Annotated in this window: 10 protein-coding genes; 2 read left to right on the top strand and 8 right to left on the bottom strand. The window is 68.8% G+C overall.

Translation table 11 applies throughout. The features are described 5' to 3' along the window. Window positions 1-17: 17 nt before the first annotated feature. The 5 genes from H1Q64_RS06165 to H1Q64_RS06185 form a co-directional block, all read right to left on the bottom strand. Window positions 18-1,328, bottom strand: coding sequence for an MFS transporter (locus H1Q64_RS06165; protein ID WP_237904805.1), 1,311 nt, complete (start codon window positions 1,326-1,328; stop codon window positions 18-20). A gap of 93 nt (window positions 1,329-1,421) precedes the next feature. Then, a complete protein-coding gene (locus H1Q64_RS06170; protein WP_237904806.1) occupies window positions 1,422-2,192 on the bottom strand; it encodes a hypothetical protein in 771 nt (256 codons plus the stop codon). Between the two features lie 102 nt (window positions 2,193-2,294). Continuing rightward, complete coding sequence (locus tag H1Q64_RS06175) at window positions 2,295-2,534, bottom strand: hypothetical protein (RefSeq protein WP_237904807.1); 240 nt, start codon at window positions 2,532-2,534, stop codon at window positions 2,295-2,297. A 69-nt stretch (window positions 2,535-2,603) separates the two neighbouring features. Next, entirely contained in the window at window positions 2,604-4,238 is a 1,635-nt protein-coding gene (locus tag H1Q64_RS06180; protein WP_237904808.1) for a tetratricopeptide repeat protein, read from the bottom strand. A 128-nt stretch (window positions 4,239-4,366) separates the two neighbouring features. After that, the gene (locus H1Q64_RS06185) at window positions 4,367-9,223 is read right to left on the bottom strand and encodes an NAD-glutamate dehydrogenase (RefSeq protein WP_237904809.1); all 4,857 of its coding nucleotides are present in this window, start codon (window positions 9,221-9,223) and stop codon (window positions 4,367-4,369) included. A 219-nt stretch (window positions 9,224-9,442) separates the two neighbouring features. On the opposite strand from H1Q64_RS06185, the gene H1Q64_RS06190 reads away from it, so the two are divergent. Further along, window positions 9,443-11,110, top strand: a complete 1,668-nt coding sequence (locus H1Q64_RS06190) for an HD-GYP domain-containing protein (RefSeq protein WP_237904810.1) — start codon at window positions 9,443-9,445, stop codon at window positions 11,108-11,110. 247 nt (window positions 11,111-11,357) lie between these two features. After that, complete coding sequence (locus H1Q64_RS06195) at window positions 11,358-12,329, top strand: Bug family tripartite tricarboxylate transporter substrate binding protein (RefSeq protein WP_237904811.1); 972 nt, start codon at window positions 11,358-11,360, stop codon at window positions 12,327-12,329. A 117-nt stretch (window positions 12,330-12,446) separates the two neighbouring features. Here the strand turns inward: H1Q64_RS06195 and H1Q64_RS06200 are convergent, their stop codons facing one another. The 3 genes from H1Q64_RS06200 to H1Q64_RS06210 form a co-directional block, all read right to left on the bottom strand. After that, entirely contained in the window at window positions 12,447-14,144 is a 1,698-nt protein-coding gene (locus H1Q64_RS06200; RefSeq protein ID WP_237904812.1) for a methyl-accepting chemotaxis protein, read from the bottom strand. 156 nt (window positions 14,145-14,300) lie between these two features. Continuing rightward, the gene (locus H1Q64_RS06205) at window positions 14,301-15,284 is read right to left on the bottom strand and encodes a Bug family tripartite tricarboxylate transporter substrate binding protein (protein WP_237904813.1); all 984 of its coding nucleotides are present in this window, start codon (window positions 15,282-15,284) and stop codon (window positions 14,301-14,303) included. A 546-nt stretch (window positions 15,285-15,830) separates the two neighbouring features. After that, the gene (locus H1Q64_RS06210; RefSeq protein WP_237904814.1) at window positions 15,831-16,760 is read right to left on the bottom strand and encodes an AEC family transporter; all 930 of its coding nucleotides are present in this window, start codon (window positions 16,758-16,760) and stop codon (window positions 15,831-15,833) included. Window position 16,761: the final 1 nt, after the last annotated feature.

The following is a 16,761-nucleotide window of genomic DNA, read 5'->3' on the forward strand; positions in this document are numbered from 1 at the left end:
GCTGGGTGAATCCGCCGTCATGCCGCGGCGGACTGTCGCACCGTATTCGCATCGCCCGGTGCCGGCTCCCGAACCGTCAGCATAAGCCCAAAACCGATGACGAAGAAAGCCACAACGCTCGCCATGCCGGCCCGCTGGCTCTCGAACAGCGCGGTGGCCAGCCCGAAGGCGAGCGGCCCGACGAAGCCGGCCATGCGGCCGGTCAGGCTGTAGAGCCCGAACATCTCGCCCACCATGCCCGGCGGGGCCAGCCGCGCCATCATCGACCGCCCGGCCGCCTGGGCCGGCCCGAAGAAGGCGCCCAGCCCCAGGGCCAGCACCCAGAACCACGCCTTTTCCGTCGCCAGCAGCAGCGGCACGCCGAAGGCGGTCAGGCCGACCAGGCTGACCAGGATGGTCGGCTTGGCCCCCATCCGATCGTCCACCCAGGCGAAGCCGATGGCCCCGACGCCGGCCACCACGTTCAGCGCGATGGCGAAGAGCAGGATCTCCTCGAAACTCATGCCGAAGGCGTGAGCAGCGAAGATTCCGCCGAAGGCGGTGATGGTGTTGATGCCGTCGCGGTAGATCGTGCTGGCGATCAGGAAGCGCAGCGTGTTGCGGTACTTGCGCGTCTCCGCCAGCGTCCGGCGCAGCGTCGCCATGCCCTCCCGCGCCGCCTGCCGGATGCCGAGGCCGGTCGCCGGCACGTCCGGAACGAACAGGAAGAAGGGCAGGGCGAACAGCCCGTACCAGGCGGCGGCCAGCAGGGCGGTGGCGCGCACCGGCGCCTGCTCCGCGGTGTCGAGCAGGCCGAACAGCGGGGTGGGCGACTTCACGAAGACGAACAGGGCGACCACCAGACAGGCCAGCCCTCCAAAATAGCCGATGCCCCAGCCCCAGCCGGAGATCCGCCCGAGCATCCGCGGCGGCGCCAGCGCGGTCAGGCTGGCGTTGTAGAAGACGTTCGCCAGTTCGAAGGCGATGGTGCCAACGACCACGCAGACCAGGGCGAACAGCGCGTGGGACGGGTCGGGCTTCACCCACCAGAGCGCGGCGCAGAAGACCACGGTCAGGCTGGTGAACAGCGCCATCCACGGCTTGCGCCGCCCCGTCCGGTCGGCAACCGCGCCCAGCACGGGGCTGAGCAGGGCGATCAGCAGCCCGGCGACGGTCAGCGCCGCGCTCCAGCGCGAGGCCCCGGCCACCTCGTCCCCGACCACGCCGCGGGCGAAATAGACCGAGAAGATGAAGGTTGTGATGATGGTGTTGTACGACGAGTTCGCCCAGTCGTAGAGGCACCAGGACGCGATGGCACGGCGGCTCGGCGCCTCGGCGGTGTGGGGCATGCTGAAGGATCGGCCATCTGTTGTCCGGGATGGCCCACTCTAGGCAAAGCGGCCGGGATTGCCAACCGCAGGGGGCTGCGTCGGCCCCATGCCTTAGTCTCTGGCGAGAGGGTCGTCGAAGGCCTGCGCCGCCGCCCGCCGCGTCGCCCATTCGGTCGAACTCTTCTCCTCCGTGCTGACGGCGTCCAGGAAGGCGAGATTCGCCTTGCGCCGCGCGGCCTCGTCGCCGCGGAACGGATCGGTGAAGCTGGCCTCCTGGCTGATCGGACCGTTGTAGAGGCCCATGGCCAGCCCCTCCTGCTGCGCCATGATCGATTGGGCGATGTCCTGCTCCTGCTTGGAGAATTGGCCGCCGGCGTTGCTGCGGACCGCCTCCAGCGTGCGGCGGTCGAGATCGCCCATCAGGGAGTACCAGTCCCGGCCCTCGAAGCTGTCGAAGTCGAAGGGCTTGCCGCTGGACTTCATGGCCTCGTACTGCGCATCCATGCGGGCGCGGGCGTCCTTGGCGAGGGCCGGCCCGCTCAGCCCCGCCGAGCTGGACACCGCCCCCGGGTCGGACACCGCCTTCGCCAGCGCCGTGGCGGGCTTGCCGTCGCGCGTCGGGAAATAGGCGGCGTAAGGGCCCGCCGCCGCGCTGGTCGCGGTCTTGCCGGCCTTGGACGCGGTGGTGGTCGCCATGAAGGCCTGGGCCTCGACGGACAGGGTGACGAAGACGGCGGAACCGCCGGCGGCGGCCGGTTGGCCGGCGGGCGTGGTCGTGGAGCTTCCCTTGTCGGCACCCCTCAGCACGGTCAAGGCCGCCTTGAGGCTGAAACCCGCGAGGCTGAAACCGGACGCTTGTGCGTTTGGCGTCGTGATCGACATGAGAAGCCCTCCCGACCATCCAGGCGGGCGTTTCTGCCGTTGCCGCCATTCATTGATGGCAGCGTATCGTGTTCAGGCTGAAGTTGTCAAAAGGGCTGCTTTTTATTCCTTATGGCGAATGGCCGTGGGTGGGTTCGGCGGCAAGGACTCGTCGAGGCGAACCGGAACGGCGTCGATGGTGGGGCGTTGCTCGTCCAGGCGTGTGTCGATCCGCGCGCGCAAGTCCATCATCTGTGCCTGGATCGCCTCGATCTCCGCCTTCTGCCGCTCCAGGTCGGACAGGTCGGGCAAGGGGGCAGCGAGGGCGGTGGCGATGCGGTCGGGTGTCTTGTCGGTGCTCATGCGGCCTCTCCGGTTCGTCGTCGATCGGCTGGCTTCGGCCCGCGGGAAAACCCGAAGGCTCGGGTCCTCTCAGCCGCCCACGCCGAACGAAATCTGGTTGTTGTCGTAGCGGGCGACGATGGTCAGCCGGTCGCCGGGGCGCACGCGGATCGGCGTCTCCAGATAGGTCATCGCCTGCTTCCAGTGGTTCGTCCGCGCCCGGCTTTCGGAGCGGTAGACGACCTCCTCGTCCATGTGCAGGTCGAACCAGAAGGCCACGCCGTGGCAGGTGCCCTCCGCCGTGATCTCCACGGCGATCTCGCGTGCGCCCTCCTCGGGCATGTTGCGGGTGAAGTCGAAATCGAGCGCGGTGAAGGCGGCCGACAGCGGCGTGTGGGTTTCGGCGCCGAGGTCGATCTGCTGGTAGCCGGGGGAGCGGAACACGTCGAACGTCGACATGTCGAAGCCGCCGATGGTCTTCACCGGGTTGATGCGGGCCAGCTCCGGCGTCTCCACCAGCATGGCGTAGACGGTCGAGGCGCGCGGGATGATCGCGCCGCCGGGCTTCACCAGATGGGTGCGCGCGTGCTGCAGCACCGACAGCATGCGCGGCGCCAGCATGCCGATGTTGATGAGCTCCGACACGAAGACGTCGGCCTTCTCCGGCAGGTCGCCGCCCTCGCCCACCGACAGGCGGGTGGACAGCTTCGGCACCACGTCGATGCGGTCGGCGTAGCCGTTGTTGGCGACGGTCTCGCGGGCGATGCGGGCGAGGATCGGGTTCACCTCGCAGGTCACCACCTTCCGCGCCCCGGCGCGCGCCGCCATCATGGCGACGATGCCGGAGCCGGTGCCGATCTCCAGGACCAGCGAGTCCGGGGTCACCGCGCGCTTCAGCGCCGCCTCGTAGGCGTCGTTGCGCTCGAAATCGTTGATCATCGGCAGATGCCAGCCGGGGACGGCGTTGGAATAGATCAGCCGGCGGGTGAACTGCACCAGCGGGTGGTCGGGCGCGATGGCGCGGGCGGCCTCGATGGCCTCCACCGCCTCGTTGGCGCGGTCGAGGCTCTGCAGCGTGTGGGCGAGGCCGACATGGGCGGGGACGAAGCGGGGCGCCGCCGCGATCACCACGCGGAACGCCTCCTCCGCCTCCTCCAGGGCGCCGCGGGTGCTCAGCGCCTCGGCGAGGTTGTAGCGGGCCTCCAGATACTCCGGCGCCCGTTCCAGAGCGGCGCGGAAGGCGGCCTCCGCCTCGTCCAGCCGGCCCAGCTCGCGCAGGGTGGTGCCGAGGAAATTGTGCATCTCCGGCGCGTCGCCGCGCAGAGCCAGGGCGGCGCGGAAGGCGCCCTCGGCGTCCTCCAGCCGACCCAGTGCCTTCAGAGCGTTGCCCAGGTTGCCGTGAAGCTCCGGCAGGCGGTCGTTGAGGGCGATGCCGGCGCGGAACGCCGCCTCCGCCTCCGCCGCGCGGCCGAGCTGGAAGAGCAGGCTGCCGCGGCTGTTGTGGAAGGAGGGGTCCTTGCCGTCCTCGGCGATGGCGTGCGTGAAGAGGTCGAGTGCGCCGTCGGGATGGCCGGTGTGGGCGGCGACGACGCCCAGCAGGTGCAGGGCCTGCGCGTTGTGCGGGTCGGTCGCCAGGATCGCCCGGCAGGCTGCCTCCGCCCCGCCCAGATCGTTCGTCCGCAGCAGGCGGATGGCGTCGTTCAGGGTCGGCTGGGGGTCGGTCATCGCGGCGGCTCCGGTTGGGCGGACATTCCTTGGAATGGCCGCACCATAGCCGGAAAGCGGGCGGGACGCATGGGAAACCCTCGTCCGGACCCGCCCGAAGGGGGCCGGACGAGGGGTTTTCAAGCCATTTACCCCGCCGTCAGGCCGCGGAGCTGCCGGTTCGCCACCGCCAGCATCGACAGGTCAACGTTGGGCTGGGTACGCAACTCGGACAGGAGCTGCTCCACCCGCTCCACCACCGGGCGGCGGTGGGCGATCCAGGTCTCCACGGGGGCTTCCGCGGGAAGCTGGTCCACCGCCTCCAGAACGCGGGTGGTCAGCGCGGTCTGGTGGGCGAACAGGTCGTCCACCAGGGCGGCCACCGCCTGCTTCTGCCAATGGTTCTCCGTCTTCGCCGCGGCGGCCTTGTCGCGCAGCCATTCCAGGCCGAAGCGGCGGCCCAGCATGAAGTAGACCGCCGCGACGTCCGCGACTCCGCGCCCGGTGCGCCCGGCGATGCGGACGAGGTCGGGGGCGGCGGCCAGCACCGGCAGCGCCGCCATGCGGCGGGCCAACTCGGCGGGGACGCCCTGCTCCTGGTAGGAGGCGACGCGGGCGGTCAGGCGGGCCGTCTCCTCGGCGTCCAGCACGTTGTCCAGACCGGCCAGGAGCGTTTCGATGCCGGGCCGGAAGGCCTCCGTCTCGCGGGCGATGTCCAGCGGCTGCGGGCAACTCGCCAGGAACCAGGCGGCGGCGCGCTCCATGTGGCGGACCGTCTCCAGGATCATGCCGGTCTGTAGCGCGGCCGGGACGACGGTGTCGAGGTCCTCGATCCCCGTCCACAGCGAGCGCAGGCCGAAGGCGTCGCGCACGATGGTGTAGGCGCGGGCGACGTCCGCCGGACCCATGCCGGTCTTTTCCATCATCTCCTTGACGAAGGTCGGGCCGGTGCGGTTGACGAGGCTGTTGGTGACGCTGGTCGCGATGATCTCCCGCCGCAGCCGGTGCCGCCCCACCGCCTCCGCATGGGCCTTGCGCAGCGGCTTGGGGAAGTAGCGGGTGAGGTCGTCGGCCATGAAGGGATCGTCCGGCAGGTCCGACGCCAGCAGATCGTCGTAGAGCGTGATCTTGGCGTAGGCCAGCAGCACCGCCAGCTCGGGCCGGGTCAGCCCCTCGCGGTTGGCCATGCGGGCGGACAGCTCCTCCTCGTCGGGAAGATACTCGATGGCGCGGTTCAGCCGCCCCGCCTTCTCCAGCGACCGGATCAGCCGGGCCTGCGCCTCCAGCGCGTCGGGACCCAGCGCGCGGGCGACGGTCAGCGCCTGGCTCTGCAGATAGTTGTCGGCCAGCACCAGACCGGCCACCTCGTCGGTCATGGCGGCCAGCAGCTGGTCGCGCTGCTTCAGCGTCATGTCGCCGCGGACGACCACGTCGTTCAGCAGGATCTTGATGTTCACCTCATGGTCGGAGGTGTCCACGCCCGCCGAATTGTCGATGGCATCGGTGTTCAGCCGCACCCCGTGCTGCGCCGCCTCGATGCGGCCGCGCTGGGTGACGCCCAGGTTGGCGCCCTCGCCGATCACCTTGGCCCGCACGTCGCGCCCGTCGATGCGCAGCGCGTCGTTGGCCTTGTCGCCAACCTCGGCGTTGGTCTCCTCCGCCGCCTTCAGGTAGGTGCCGATGCCGCCGAACCACAGCAGGTCCACCTCGGCCTTCAGCAGGGTCTGCATCAGCTCCAGCGGGGTGACGTGGTCCTTGGCGATGCCGAAGCGCTGGCGGATCTCCGGCGTCAGCTCCAGCGACTTGGCGGAGCGGTCGAAGATACGTCCGCCCGCGGACAGCAGCGCCGCGTCGTAGTCCGCCCAGGAGGAGCGGGGCAGGTCGAACAGGCGCTGCCGCTCCTCCCAGCTCCGCGCGGCGTCGGGGTCGGGATCGATGAAGATGTGCCGGTGGTCGAAGGCGGCGAGCAGGCGGATGTGCTTCGACAGCAGCATGCCGTTGCCGAACACGTCGCCCGACATGTCGCCGACGCCGACGACGGTGAAGTCCTGCGTCTGGGTGTCGTGTCCCAGCTCGCGGAAATGGCGCTTCACCGATTCCCAGGCGCCGCGGGCGGTGATGCCCATCTTCTTGTGGTCGTAGCCGGCGGAGCCGCCCGACGCGAAGGCGTCGCCCAGCCAGAAGCCGTGGTCCACCGACACCGAGTTGGCGATGTCGGAGAAGGTCGCCGTGCCCTTGTCGGCGGCGACCACCAGATAGGGATCGTCCTCATCGTGGCGGACCACCTCGGGCGGCGGCACCACCGCGCCCTCGGCATCGAGGTTGTCGGTGATGTCCAGCAGGCCGCGCATCAGCGTCTTGTAGCACTCGATGCCCTCGGCCAGCGCCGCCTCGCGCCCGGCGGACGGCGGCGGCGGACGCTTGACCACGAAGCCACCCTTGGAGCCGACCGGCACGATGACGGTGTTCTTGACCATCTGGGCCTTCATCAGGCCGAGGATCTCCGTGCGGAAATCCTCGCGCCGGTCGGACCAGCGGATGCCGCCGCGCGCCACCTTGCCGCCGCGCAGATGGACGCCCTCCATCCGCGGGCTGTAGACGAACACCTCGACCATCGGGCGGGGAAGCGGCAGGTCGTCGATGTGGCGGCTGTCGATCTTGAAGGAGAGGTAGGTCTTGGGCCGCCCGTCCGCCCCGTTCTGATAGGCGTTGGTGCGCAGCGTGTTGCACAGCAGGTTGAGGAAGCGCCGCAGGATGCGGTCCTCGTCCAGATTCTTCACCCCGTCGAGCGCGCGTTCGATTTCCGCGGCCAGCCCCGGATCGTTCTGCGAACGGCGGGCCGGGTCGAAGCGGCTGTGGAACAGGGCGACCAGCTTGCGCGCGATGGCCGGATGGCCGGCCAGCGTGCTTTCCACCACGTCCTGCCCATAGGGGATGCGGGCTTGGCGCAGATACTTGGCGTAGGCGCGCAGCACCGTCACCTCCCGCGCGGTCAGGCCGGCGCGAAGGACGAGGCGGTTGAAGCCGTCATCCTCCATCCGGCCGTCCCAGACGGCGGCGAAGGCGTCCTGGAACTTCTCCTTCACCATCGCGCAGTCGATGGGCAGCCCGTTCTGCGACCGCGCGGTGAAGTCGTGAATCCACACCGGGGCGGCGTGGCCGGCGATGGCGATCTCGAAGGGGGCCTCGGTGATCACCTTCAGGTCCATGTGCTCCAGCATGGGCAGCACGTCGGACAGCGGCACCGGGCGGCCTTCGTGGTAGATCTTGACGTGCAGCTCGTCCCCTTCGGCCTCCAGCGGGCGGTAGAGGTTGATGCCCAGCGTGCCCTGGGCCGTCGCCTTCTCGATGCGGTCGATGTCGAAGACGGCGGCCTCCGCGTTGAACTCCTCGCGGTAGGCGGTGGGGAAGGCGTCGGCGTAGCGGCGGAACAGGGTGCGTCCCTGCTCCTCGCCATGGGCCTCGACCAGCGCGTCGCGCAGATGGTCGTCCCAGCCGCGCGACGCCTGGACCAGCCGCGCCTCCAGATCGGTGGCATCGACGGCGGGCACGCGGCCCGGCTCGGTCCGGATGATGAAATGCAGGCGGGCCAGCACGCTTTCGGTCAGCTGCGTGGTGAAGCCGGTGCAGGTGCCGTCGTAGGCGGCCTCCAGGATGGACTGGATGCGCCGGCGCAGCGTCGTGTCGTAGCGGTCGCGCGGCACGTAGACGAGGCAGGAGGCGAAGCGCTCGAACGGGTCCTTGCGCACGAACAGGGCCAGCCGCTGCCGCTCCTGCAGGTGCAGGATGCCGACCGCGATGTCGAGCAGCTCCGGCACCTGGATCTGGAACAGCTCGTCGCGCGGGTAGGTCTCCAGGATGTGCAGAAGCGCCTTGCCGTCATGGCCCTGCGGGTCGAAGCCGGCCAGCTCCATCACCTCCGCGACCTTGCGGCGGAGGTAGGGGATCTCGCGCGGGCTGCGGTTGTAGGCGACGGAGGTGAAGAGGCCGGCGACCAGCCGCTCGCCGACGATCCGCCCCTCGGCATTGAAGCGCTTGACGAGGATGGCGTCCATCGGGACGGAACGGTGCACGGGGGAGGGGCGGTTGCCCTTGGTCACCATGAGGACGCGCGGGTTGCGCAGGAAGTCGCGCACGTCGGGCGGCAGGGTGGCGTAGTTGCGCAGCCCGTCGAAGACGGTGACGGAGTCGTCGCGCAGGATGCCCAGACCGCTGCCGGCGACCAGACCCAGCGAGGAGTCCGCCCCGTCGGCACCGCTCTCGAAGCGGTATTCGCGGTAGCCGAGGAAGGTGAAATGGTCGTCGTCGGCCCAGGACAGGAAGGCCTTGGCCTCGTCCACCTCGTCGTCCGGGATGAGGGCCGGGACGGCGGCGCGGGCGCAGTCGGCCTCCACGATGGCGGCGCGCACCTGCTGGCGCATGGCCCGCCAATCGGCGACGGCGGCGCGCACGTCGGCCAGCACGCGCTCCAGCCCGTCGCGGGCCTGGTCCAGCGCGGCGGCGCCGGTGACCGCGCCGACCTCGACATGCATGAAGGATTCGGGGGCCGCGTCGGTGGGGGCCGCCGCCGGCTCGTACAGCTCCACGAGCTGGCCGTCGGCGTCGCGCTTGACCCGCACCACGGGGTGGATGACCAGATGGACGGTCAGCCCCTGGCGGTTCAGCTCCGCGGTCACCGAGTCGACGAGGAACGGCATGTCGTCGTTGACGATCTCCACCACCGTGCGGTGGGATTGCCAGCCATGCTCCTCGACGCGGGGATTGTAGACGCGGACCTTGGCGCGGTCCGTCGCCTCGCGCTGCTGGCCCCACTGCCACATGGCGAGGGCGGCGCCGTAGAGCTGCTCCGCCGGAGCCTGGATGATGTCGTCGGGCGGGACGTTGTCGTAGAACTGCCGTACGAAGCGCTCCGCCGGTGCCGCGCGGCTGCGGCCCAGCCGCTCGCGTACCTGCCGCACGACCTCTTCGGTCAGCTCGTCCTTGAGCTGTTCGGCCCTGAGAGCCATCGCTCCAATCCTTCCCTGATTTTTTGCGGCGGTTTGCCGCCGTTGTAGGCAAAGGGTAGCCGATTTGCCGCGACAGGCAACAGGCGGAGGGGCGTAACCGGAAGAGGCGGTTATTACGGAGAAGCCCTTCGTGTCCAAACCGATGAAAGTTGAATGAATCAGGAAGTGGGCGTATTTTTTGTGCAGGCGCGCGCACCGCGCGCAACCATCGAGACGGTTATGCCCAACGACGACGCCCGCCCGCCGGAGGCCACCCCGGTTCCGCCCGCCAAGCCCCGCCTGCACGTCCTCGTGGTCGATCCCGACCCGGCGCTGGCCGGGCTGACGCGCGCCGCGCTCGACGGCTTCGCGCTGGATGGGGCGCCGGTGACGGTGCTGACCGCCGCCACCGCCGCCGAGGCGCGCGAGGCGCTGTACCGCAACCCCGGCACCGCCGCCGTCCTGCTGGAGCCGGTGCTGGACCCCGCGGCAGAAGGGGTGCCGGAAGGGCTCGGCCTCATCGACCACATCCGCAAGGATCTAGGGAACAGCCGCGTCCGCATCCTGGTCTGCACCGGCCATCCCGAGCGGGCGCCGGAAGAGGAGGTGGTGGAGGGGCACGACGTCAGCGACTACCGCCTGAAGGGCGGGCTGACGGCGCGCACGCTGCGCACCGCCGTCGTCCCGCGGCTGCGCGCCTTCGCCAACCTGCAGACCCAGGCGGCCGGGCGCAAGGCGCTGGCCCGCATGCTGGTGGCGACCACCGGCCTGCTGGAGATGCGCACCCCGGACGTGCTGTTCCCCAACATCCTGCCGCGCGCCGTCGGGCTGCTGGGCATCGGGCGGCACGCCCTGCTGTGCATCCAGGGCGACACGCTGCCGCGCGACCGGCGCATCCGCGTGCGCGCCTCCACCGGGCGCTTCGCCAAGTGGAAGGACGTGGACGTCGCCGAGCTGGGCGAGCCCAACGTGGCCGCCGCGCTGGAGCGGCTGAGCCCGAGTTCCGAAACCATCGTGGAGCCGGGCTACTGCGCCCTGCGGCTGCGCGCCCATGGCGGGATCATCGGCATGATCTACGTCGAGGGCCACAACAACGAAGGCACCGCGCGCGAGTGGCAGCTGCTGGAGCTGTTCCGCAACAAATGCTCCATCGCCTTCGAGAACGCCCTGCTGTTCGAGGAGCTGAACACCGCCCAGAAGGCCACCGTCCTGGCCATGGGGTCGCTCGCCGAATACAAGGACAACGCCGCCGCCGGCCATCTCCAGCGCATCGAGCGGCTGGTCGGCGACATCGCGCGCGAACTGCGCGTCCACGGCCGCTTCGCCGACGAGCTGGACGAGGAACTGGTGGAGAAGGTCGGGCTGGCCGCCCTGCTGCACGACGTCGGCATGCTGAGCGTGTCGGACGAGACGCTGGGCATTCCGGGCGAGCTGGCGAACAACGACATGGCCGCCATCCAACGCCACACCGTGATCGGCCACCGTATCCTCAGCGAGGCGGCGCTGCCCCTGCGCGGGCGCAGCCTGCTGTCGATCGCCGCGGAGATCGCCCGCTACCACCACGAGCGCTACGACGGGTCGGGCTACATGGAAGGGCTGCGCGGCGGGGCCATTCCGGTGTCGGCGCGGATCATGGCCGTGGCCGACGTGTTCGACGCCCTCATCACCGACCGCCAGTACCGCAAGGCGTGGGGGGTGGAGCACGCCATCGCCTGGATCGCCGAGCGGGCGGGCAAGGACTTCGACCCGCTGGTGGTCGAGGCGTTCCTGACGGTGGTCCGCCGCATCCAGACCGAGGAGCCGGACTGGTTCCCCAAGCCGGAGGGTGGCAACCAGGGCATGCTGGTGGCGGCCATCGGGCGCAAGCTGCGCGCCCTGTTCGGCAACCGCGCCGAACCGATCAACTGATTTCCGTTGCCGCGTGACGGAACGGGACTGAACGGCCTTTCCCAGGTGGAAAGGCCGTTTTGCCGTCGCCTTTCGGTGACGATGGGCGGCGCGGCAATGTGTCCGTTTCTCTCACTCTGGTTGCGCCTTAAATACTATTGTGTACAAAAAATCGTGTTACTATGAATTGCGCAACCGATACCACAGAGGCGTTCCTTGGTGGCGCTCCCGTGTGGTGATCTTGCGGCAGCATTTGGCGGAGCCGACCATGAAAGCCAGACGTTTCTTTTCCAGCCTCCTGACCTCCTGTGCCCTGCTGTTGGGCGCGACGGCGGCCCAGGCCGCCTACCCGGAGAAGCCGATCACCATGATCGTCGCCTACGGGGCGGGCGGATCGACCGACGTGACCGCGCGCATGCTGGCGCCCTTTATCGAGAAATACCTGGGCGGCGGCGCGCGGATCGTGGTGATGAACCGCGGCGGCGCCGGGGGGGAGATCGGCTTCGCGGCCATCGCCGACGCCACGCCGGACGGCTACACCATCGGCTTCATCAACACGCCGAACGTCGTCACCATCCCGATCGAGCGCAACGCCCGCTTCACGCTCGACCGGCTGGACCCGCTGGTGAACATCGTCGACGACCCAGGGATCATGACCGTCCACGGCGACAGCCCCTATAAGACGGTGGAGGATCTGGTCGCCCAAGCCAAGGCCAACCCGAACACCATCACGCTGGGCTCCACCGGCGTCGGCTCGGACGACCATCTGGGCATGCTGCTGCTCCAGCGGCAGGCGAATGTCCGCTTCACCCACGTGCCGTTTCCGGGCAGCGCGGAGAACTACCGCTCCATGCTCGGCCGCCACACCCAGATCTGCGGCCAGAATCTGGGCGAGGGGCTGCGCGGCAAAGCCGGCGGCGACAACATCCGCATCCTGGGCGTGATGAGCACGCAGCGTTGGGACATGGCGCCCGACCTGCCGACCTTCAAGGAACTGGGCTACAACATCACCATGGCGTCGCTGCGCGGCGTCGGCGCGCCGAAGGGCCTGCCGCCGGAGATCCGCACCAAGCTGGTCGAGGCGGTGACCAAGGCCGCCAACGATCCGGAGTTCCAGAGCAAGGCCCGCGACACCTACCAGCCGCTGCGCATCCTCGATTCGGAAGCCTTCTCCGCGGAGCTGAAGGAGCTGGACGGCGATTTTCGCAACCTCTGGCGCGAGTTCCCCTGGCTGAAGTGATCGGGTGAGGCGAACGGGACAGGCCGCATAGGAAAGGCCCCTCTTCCACGTGGAAGAGGGGCCTTTTTCATGGGCGGTGCCGGAGGACGCCACGGCGTCCCCCCGCATCGGGCCAAGTCAGGCCGCGGTGATTCGGGTGATGAAGGCTTCGATCTCGTTGTCCAGCCGGTTGAAGCTGCGCGACAGCTCCTCGGTCGTGGTCTGGACGGCGCCGGCGGAATGGCCGGTGGTTTCCGCCGCCTGCTGCACCAGCCGCATCTCCTGGAGCACGGCCACCGTGTCGGTGGCGGCGCGCTGGGAGCGCTCGCTGATGTCGCGGGTGGCGGCGTCCTGCTCCTCCACCGCCGCGGCGACGGTACTGAGCGATTCGTCCACCTGCCGGATGGTGTTGACAATGGCGCGGATGGCGTTGACAGCCGCGGTGGTCGCCGCCTGCACCGCCGCGATTTCCGCGCCGATCTCGTCGGTGGCCTTGGCGGTCTGGTTGGCGAGGCTCTTGACCTCCTGCGCCACCACGGCGAAGCCCTTGCCGGCCTCGCCCGCGCGCGCCGCTTCGATGGTGGCGTTCAGCGCCAGCAGGTTGGTCTGGCCGGCGATGTTGTTGATGAGGCCGACCACCTCCTCGATCTTCCGGCTGGCCTCGCTGAGGCCCTGGACGATCGAGTCGGTCCGCCCGGCCTCGTCCACCGCGCCGCGGGCGAGCTGGGTCGACTGGGTGATGGACCGGGTGATTTCGTCGATGGAGGCGCGGAGCTGCTCGGCGCCGGCGGCCACGCTCTCCACCTCGCTCGTCGCCTCCTGCACGGCGTGGGCGACCGAATCGCTGTGGTGGCTGGTCTGACGGGCGTTCTCAAGCATGACGTTGGCCTCGCCGCGCATGGATGTGGCGGACCGCACCACCTCGCCCATCATCGCCTTGACCGACGCCTCCAGGTCGGCGGCGAGGCTGTTCATGGCCCGGCGCTGCTCCTCCATGGCGCGGGCGCGCATGGCCTCCTGCTCGCGCGCCATCTCCTGGACGCGCAGAGCGTTCTCCTTGAAGACGCGGACGGTGCGGGCCATCTGGCCGATCTCGTCGCCGCGCTCGGCGGCGGGCACCTCGTCCTCCAGCCGGCCCTGGGCCAGCCGTTCCATGACCGTGGTCAGGCGGACCACCGGACGGACGATGTTGAAGCCGATGAACAGCGCGACGCCCACCGTGATCAGCAGGGCGACGATCGCCGAGGCGACGAAGGCCTGGGTGGTCGCGTCGACCGACGCGTTCACGTTGGCGTAGGCGTCGGCCGACTGCTGGCGCTGGTAGGTCAGGTAGTCGCGGGCGGTGCCGTTCAGGCGTCCGTAGGCCGCCTGGACCTCCTGCAGGAAGTCGAGCGGATCGACGCCCATCTTCAGCAGGTCGAGGAAGCTGGTCACCTTCGCCTGATAGGCCGCGGTGTCGGAGCCGAAGCGCTGGAGGATCTGCCCCTCCTCCTCGGTCGCGGCGGACTGGCCCTTCATCTTGTCCGCCTGGGTCTTCAGCTTGGTGATCTGTTCGGTCAGGGCCTTCGATTCATCTTCGACCGCCTTGGGGGAGGCATTGGCGGTGCTGAGGATCACCGTCCGGTAGAGGCCGGCGTGGGCGACGGTCAGCGTGTCGGTCAACGCCTGGACATCCGCTTCCCGCGTGAAGGAGCGGTTGAACAGCGTGTCCAGCAGGCGTGACTGTTCCGTGATGGCGGAGCCGCCGAGCAACGCGATGGCAAGCATGCCCAGGATCGCTGTCGCCGCCGGGATTCCCATTTTGGTGGGAATGTGGAGGTGATTGAGGAAAGTCATGGAGCACCTGCTTCAACCATTGGCCGGTCCGTTGGCGCCGGATGGTCAGGGGGGCTTGAACCGCACCCGACGCAGGCCGGGCGGCCGGCGGCGGGTGGTTTCGCGGATGGGCCGGACCCGGACGGACCAGCCCGCCCGGGTCGCGTCAGCCCCGGATCACTTCAGCCAGGGCGACGACTGCCACAGCGACTTCAGTTCGGTGTCGAGCTGCTTCAGCTCCGCCGCGAATGCGTCGGGGCCGAGGACGCGGAGCGGCTGGAAGGTCTCCTTGGCCTCGGCCTTCGCCACGAACTCCGGATCGGTCGCGGCCTTGGTGACGGCGTCCACCAGCTTGGCGCGGACGTCGGCGGGCAGGCCCTTCGGCGCGCAGACGCCGCGCAGCGAGGCCATCAGCACCGGGTAGCCCTGCTCCGCGAAGGTCGGGATGTCCGGGGCGGCCTTCCAGCGCTCCTTGCTCATCACGCCCAGCACGCGGATCTGGTCGGAGGCCTGACCGCGCAGCCCCTCGCCGAGGTTCTGGCCGCTGATCTGGATCTTCTTGGCGAGCATCGCCTTGTAGTTGGCGGCGGAGCCGGAGAAGGGCACATGGGTGAACTGCACGCCCGCCTGGCGCTGCACCAGCAGCATGGCAAGCTGGTCGTCCGAGCCCACGCCGGTGGTACCGACGGTGACGGTGTTCGGGTTGGCCTTGGCGTGCTCCACGACGTCCTTCAGCGTCTTGAAGGCGCTGTCGCCGGGAACGCTCCACACGCCGGGATCGTCGACGACGTTGACCAGCGCGTCCAGCCGGTCCGCCGAGAAGCGGGCCTGACGCTCGATCGGGATCGACACCATGTTCGGCGTGTTGCAGAAGCCGATGGAGTAGCCGTCCGGCGCGGCGTCGGCGATGGCCGCGAAGCCGATCTCGCCGCCGGCCCCCGGCTTGTTCACCACTTCGATCCGGGTGCCGCCCAGATGCTTCTCGATGAAGGGAGCCAGCAGGCGCGCGGTCACGTCGGTCGAACCGCCGGCGTCGTAGGCGACGACCACGGTGATCGGCTTCTCGGGATAGGCGGCCCGGGCCGTCGACAGCGCGGTCGTCGACATGGCCAGCGCCAGGGTCCCGGTCGCCAGCGCCAGGAACTTGCTGCGAATGATCATCTGGATGCCCTTCTTTCCTGCGTTATTGCGGAAGACCCCCTTGGCCGCGGACGCGGTGGGATCCCGGGAGATCCCGCCCGTCCCGATGCGGACACAGGCTGGGCCTCCTTTTCTGAAATTCTCGTAAAGATCGTCGGTCATTGATTTTGGCAGCATTGAAATGTTGGATCATGAACGACACGAAGATCCGTCATCACCTTGATTTTGATGAGCGCATACTTCGGTATGTCTATCTTCGTGGATGGCCGATCCCATTGCCGGCACAGCGGCGGAGTTTGGTCGCCATTCTCGCGAAAAGGAGCGGTTCATAGGCCCAGCGCTGTCAAATCGACCCGATGGAAGCGACTTTGACGCTTCAAAGTGGAAGATACAGAGTCTCTATTCGTGTATCAATCGTGCTGACCGGATCGGATATCCGGAAATCACAGAGATTTTCGACGAATGCTTTCTATCTGGCGTGGTTTCTTGGAGTTCCGCGCGTTCAGGCGTGCGCGGCAAGCGTCAAATGGACGCATAATGAAAATTGCCTGCGTCGAAATGACCGCGTCAGCCCATCGCCACCATGAAGGCGACGGAAATCGAGATCGGGGACATCAGGGTGGACAGCAGCAGTGACATCGACACCAGTTCCCGCCCCGTCTGATAGCGCTCGGCGAAGGCGTAGACGTTGACGCCGATGGGCAGCGCCGCGGCGGTCACGGCGGGGGCCAGCCAGTCCGGCGGCAGGTGGAAGACCTCCACCGCCAGCACCCAGGTCAGCACCGGGTGCAGGACCGTCTTCATCATCGCCAGGACCAGCGCCTGGCCGAACTTGCCCGACAGCTTCCCGAAGGAGAGCGAGGTGCCCAGCGTGAAGCAGGCGCAGGGCAGAACGGTGGCCGCGGCGTAGTCCGCGGCCTTCATGACGGCGTCCGGCACATGGACGCCGCTCAGGTTGAAGCCCATGCCGACGACGATCGACAGGATCATCGGGCTGAGCAGGGTCGCCTTGACGGCGTTGACCGCGGCGGCGACCGGCCGCCCGCCCGCCGTCCGCTGCGCCTCGGCGATCATCGTCGCGGTGGTGAAGAGCAGCGGCGACTGGAACAGGATCAGCAGCATCACCGGGATGGCCACCGACGATCCGTAGGCGTCCATCAGGATCGGCGCGCCGAGCAGGCCGATGGAGGAGAAGGAGGGGGCGAAGCCGCCGATCGCCGCCTCGTCCCGCCGCCGGATCGACAGCATCCAGGCGGCTCCCAGTGCGAAGATGATGAAGGCTGCGACGAAGAAGGACGCCACGAAGCCCCATTCGATGGGATCGGGGATCTTTGCTTTGGCCATCGCCGCGAACAGCAGGGCCGGCAGGGCGTAGATGCCGAGAAAGCGCGACAGCCCCTGAGCCGCCGTGTTGCTGAAATTGCCCGATTTCCCGGCGTAGAAGCCGAGCGCGACCAGGACGAACATCGGCAGCACGATTTGAAAGATGAGCGTCATG

It is taken from the genome of Azospirillum brasilense, from assembly GCF_022023855.1.
GTDB lineage: Bacteria > Pseudomonadota > Alphaproteobacteria > Azospirillales > Azospirillaceae > Azospirillum > Azospirillum brasilense_F.

Excerpts from the sequence above, each read along its gene's own strand:
- H1Q64_RS06175 (WP_237904807.1), bottom strand. The coding sequence starts at position 2,534 with ATGAGCACCGACAAGACACCCGACCGCATCGCCACCGCCCTCGCTGCC.
- H1Q64_RS06170 (WP_237904806.1), bottom strand. The coding sequence starts at position 2,192 with ATGTCGATCACGACGCCAAACGCACAAGCGTCCGGTTTCAGCCTCGCG.
- H1Q64_RS06190 (WP_237904810.1), top strand. The coding sequence starts at position 9,443 with ATGCCCAACGACGACGCCCGCCCGCCGGAGGCCACCCCGGTTCCGCCC.
- H1Q64_RS06200 (WP_237904812.1), bottom strand. The coding sequence starts at position 14,144 with ATGACTTTCCTCAATCACCTCCACATTCCCACCAAAATGGGAATCCCG.
- H1Q64_RS06165 (WP_237904805.1), bottom strand. The coding sequence starts at position 1,328 with ATGCCCCACACCGCCGAGGCGCCGAGCCGCCGTGCCATCGCGTCCTGG.
- H1Q64_RS06210 (WP_237904814.1), bottom strand. The coding sequence starts at position 16,760 with ATGACGCTCATCTTTCAAATCGTGCTGCCGATGTTCGTCCTGGTCGCG.
- H1Q64_RS06195 (WP_237904811.1), top strand. The coding sequence starts at position 11,358 with ATGAAAGCCAGACGTTTCTTTTCCAGCCTCCTGACCTCCTGTGCCCTG.
- H1Q64_RS06185 (WP_237904809.1), bottom strand. The coding sequence starts at position 9,223 with ATGGCTCTCAGGGCCGAACAGCTCAAGGACGAGCTGACCGAAGAGGTC.
- H1Q64_RS06180 (WP_237904808.1), bottom strand. The coding sequence starts at position 4,238 with ATGACCGACCCCCAGCCGACCCTGAACGACGCCATCCGCCTGCTGCGG.
- H1Q64_RS06205 (WP_237904813.1), bottom strand. The coding sequence starts at position 15,284 with ATGATCATTCGCAGCAAGTTCCTGGCGCTGGCGACCGGGACCCTGGCG.